Origin of the sequence: Pelosinus propionicus DSM 13327 (genome assembly GCF_900114615.1) — a bacterium.
In the GTDB taxonomy this organism is placed as follows: Bacteria; Bacillota; Negativicutes; order DSM-13327; family DSM-13327; genus Pelosinus; species Pelosinus propionicus.
The window spans coordinates 1-3,461 of sequence record NZ_FOTS01000104.1 but is presented as its reverse complement, the minus strand read 5'-3'; the positions used below and the strand labels follow the sequence as shown (position 1 = coordinate 3,461).

The window sequence follows — 3,461 nt, the reverse complement described above, 5'->3', positions numbered from 1 at the left end:
AAAAAAAATGACCCCGATTCAATATCGGGATCATCTCATTGTGGCTTAATTTAGGCTTTTTTCTATAATGTCCTATTTCTAGGTACCAGTTCAAAGGGGTTAATTTTTGCCTTTATTTTTAATAACCTTACTGGAAAAACTAGAAATCATTTTAAAAACATTACACAACTAATAAAAAAATGAATGTACTTATAAAAAGACACAGCCTGTCCATTAAAGAGTGGATCGTGCTGTGTCTAATGCTACCTATGATGCGTTATATAATATGCCTGAGAGTAGAGGTCTTTGGATTTTTTTTACCTTATTCGATGCTAAGCAAAATTAAATGTTTATTCAACAATTAATTTCGCTGCTGCAGCTGCCATTCCAATATCACTATGCCCAACTCCTGGTACAGTAATCAATTGCCAGTTGAATGGTACACCCAATTCTGCTGCTTTTTCTTTTGCTTCATAATAAAAACGGTTTCCACGTTCAAATCGATTTAAGCCTTGTGCATCAGCCTCTAAAGTATGACGAAGTACTTTATTATTAGGATCATTATCCTTTTCACCTAATAAAATTGTCACTGGTTTGGCAAATGCCTTTGCCAGATCGTCCTTGCTCATTGACATATTTTTAATACCATAAGGGAAATCGACATTTGTGTCCGTCATGGTATACCAACCTGCATTAGCAAAAATGATTCTTTCTGCCTGTGTTTTTTCGGCGAAAAGTACATACCGGTGAACGAATTGAGCACCAGCTGAATGTCCAAATAGTGTAAAGGTATTGCTTGTAGCTCCCGATCTCATCTGTATTTCATTAAAAACATGGTTTATGACTGGGAATATCCATTCACTTTTAGGCTGTAATTGTCCTGTATTATCATCGGTGTCTGATATATTACCTGTATTATAGTAACGTACACCTGGGTATTTATCTTTAGAGAATTCTGGGCATACCACCAAAAGATTGTATTGTTCGGCATACTTCTTCCATCCATCACGGTACTCTTCCGCATTGCGCTGTAGACCATGCTGTACAATGACAATGGGCTTGTCTGGAGTCCAGTTCGCTGGACGATAATAAAAGACTCGAAGATTATTCGTATTTGCACCTGTAGTTTCTGGCATAGCAAAAATTCCAGAACCAACATTTAATGGCTCAAATCTTTGCGAGCTGGCTGCGCAACCGACTACCGCGTCCAGCAAAAGAAGAAGACAAATAAAGAATATATACAATTTTAATGAGCTGTTTTTCAAATAGGAGACCTCCAGTTAGTTCACTAATTGTTCTTAACTTATTATACGATGATATTATCTTAATTCAACTTACTAAAAGACAAATTCTGTCCAAATTCTCATTCAAAACAAACGAGATAATAGAACAGGGGATCTCATAATTAGCCATGCTAATTATATGCGGTGCTTCTCTACCTTCTTTTCGTAAGAAAAGACTATTAGAGATCACAAGGTAAGTTCGAAGTCCTCTAATGAGTGTTCTAATATTTTATAATATAATAACAAGGACAATCTTCGTCGATGAATAGACAGAGATTGTCCTTATATTTTGAAGATCAATGATCCATACAAAAAAATGGCTGAGAATTGGAAATCGTGAATTGTTTTTGCGTTGCAGTTAATTAGTTTGTATTAGATACACACCAACAATAAGTAAAGCTACTCCGATAAGCCTAAATGGAGTAACTAGATGGACTGGGCTGCCTAAGAGACCAAAATGGTCGAATATAATTGATAAAACTATTTGTCCTGCTACAACTAGGCTAAACATATTAGCAAACCCAATTTTAGGCGAACAGAAGATTGTTGTGAAGATATAAAATGCTCCCAATAATCCACCTGTCCACATCCAAGAACTCGTTTGAGAAATAGCATCTAACGTTGGTACCGGTTGTAGTCCATAACAAGCAGCTAAGATATAGACGATTGCCAATCCGATAGTGCCTACAGAGAAACTAATAAGTGAAGCTAAAACAGGGCTCCCAAGATTGGATAATAATTTCACATTAATACCCACTTGAGTTGTTATTGCTGCTCCTGAAATAAGTGCTAATAAATAATAATACATCTTCGCCCTCTCCTTTAATTTGATAGATTTATTGATTAATGTTCCGTTCTTTATTATAATCGTTTTATTGATATACTGAAAATTGATATTTAATATATCGGATATAAGGTGTGGTTATATGAATGTTAATTTAGAACTTTATCGTGTCTTTTATGTGGTGGCTTCGACAGGGAGCATATCAAAAGCTGCCAAAGAGCTTTTTACTTCTCAGCCGGCGGTTAGTCAGTCTATTAAAGTATTAGAACATAAACTGGGTGGCCAGTTGTTCATTAGAACTCCTAAAGGAGTTAAATTAACTGTTGAAGGCGATGTTCTTTTTAAATATATTGAACAAGGATATAGTTTCTTTAAAACAGCAGAGCAAAAATTTTTAGAAATGCAAAACCTTCAGGCTGGACAGCTAAGAATTGGTGTAAGCGATACACTTTGTAAGTATTATCTTATTTCCTATTTGGAAAAATACACAGCAGCATATCCTGAAATCAAAATTCATGTTACAAATCAGACTACATTTGAAATTATTGATTTATTAAAAGGGGGAAAAATCGATTTGGGAGTTATAAATCTTCCAATAAAAGATGATTGTTCTCTTGAATTGACACAAACCCTTAAAATTCAGGATTGCTTTATTGTAGGGAAAAAGTTTAAGCATCTTAGCGGATTGCCGATTTCATTAAAAAAATTAGTGGAGTATCCAATGGTGTTACTAGAAAAAGATAGTAATTCAAGAAACTTCATTGACAACTATGCTGAAGCAAATGGTATAAAATTAGTTCCTGAAATTGAACTAGGGACTGTAGATCTTCTAGTTGAATTTGCTAAAAAAGGTTTAGGAATTTCTTGTGTAATAAAAGATTTTATAAAGGAAGAACTAGCAAGTGAAGAAATCTTTGAGGTGACTGTACAAGAAAAAATACCTCAAAGAACAATTGGGGTTGCTCAGTTGAAAGGAACTCCAGTTTCTACAGCTGTAAAAAAGTTCATTGAAGTTTTAATTAATTAAGAATGGGAGAGTAGCGTCATATATGGATAATAATGTTGCATGGTATATAGACAAACAAATTGAAAGAACAATTATCAATCTTGAAAAACATAATATTAGCGGTTTTTATGTTGCTGATGAAACACAGCTGCAAGAAAAAATAAAGGAATTGATACCTGAACATTCAGTAGTTGCTGTGGGAGATTCTATGACGCTTTTTGAAACAGGCATAATTAATCTTCTTCGTAGTGGGAAGTATAACTTTTTGGATAAATATAGAGAAGAAATTACCCGTGAAGAAAAAAAGGACATATATAGCAATCTGGTAATATGTCAAGCCCATAAAAAATAAGTTTTGTAAGTAATCCGCAAAAAATGGGTGCACTAAACAAGCCTCTTCTTCAAGCCG

The 3,461-nt window shown here is 34.4% G+C and carries 4 protein-coding genes; 2 read left to right on the top strand and 2 right to left on the bottom strand.

The features are described 5' to 3' along the window. Positions 1-329: 329 nt before the first annotated feature. Both BMZ99_RS25520 and BMZ99_RS25515 read right to left on the bottom strand, forming a co-directional pair. Positions 330-1,244: an alpha/beta hydrolase gene (locus tag BMZ99_RS25520; protein WP_090944847.1), complete on the bottom strand. Its 915-nt coding sequence runs from the start codon at positions 1,242-1,244 to the stop codon at positions 330-332. Between the two features lie 376 nt (positions 1,245-1,620). Further along, the gene (locus BMZ99_RS25515) at positions 1,621-2,070 is read right to left on the bottom strand and encodes a DMT family transporter (protein ID WP_090944844.1); all 450 of its coding nucleotides are present in this window, start codon (positions 2,068-2,070) and stop codon (positions 1,621-1,623) included. A gap of 118 nt (positions 2,071-2,188) precedes the next feature. On the opposite strand from BMZ99_RS25515, the gene BMZ99_RS25510 reads away from it, so the two are divergent. Then, positions 2,189-3,073, top strand: coding sequence for a LysR family transcriptional regulator (locus BMZ99_RS25510; RefSeq protein ID WP_090944841.1), 885 nt, complete (start codon positions 2,189-2,191; stop codon positions 3,071-3,073). Positions 3,074-3,095: 22 nt separating this feature from the next. After that, positions 3,096-3,404 carry an LUD domain-containing protein gene (locus BMZ99_RS25505; RefSeq protein WP_090944839.1) on the top strand — a complete coding sequence of 103 codons (309 nt, stop codon included), beginning with the start codon at positions 3,096-3,098 and terminating at the stop codon, positions 3,402-3,404. The last annotated feature ends 57 nt before the right edge of the window (positions 3,405-3,461 follow it).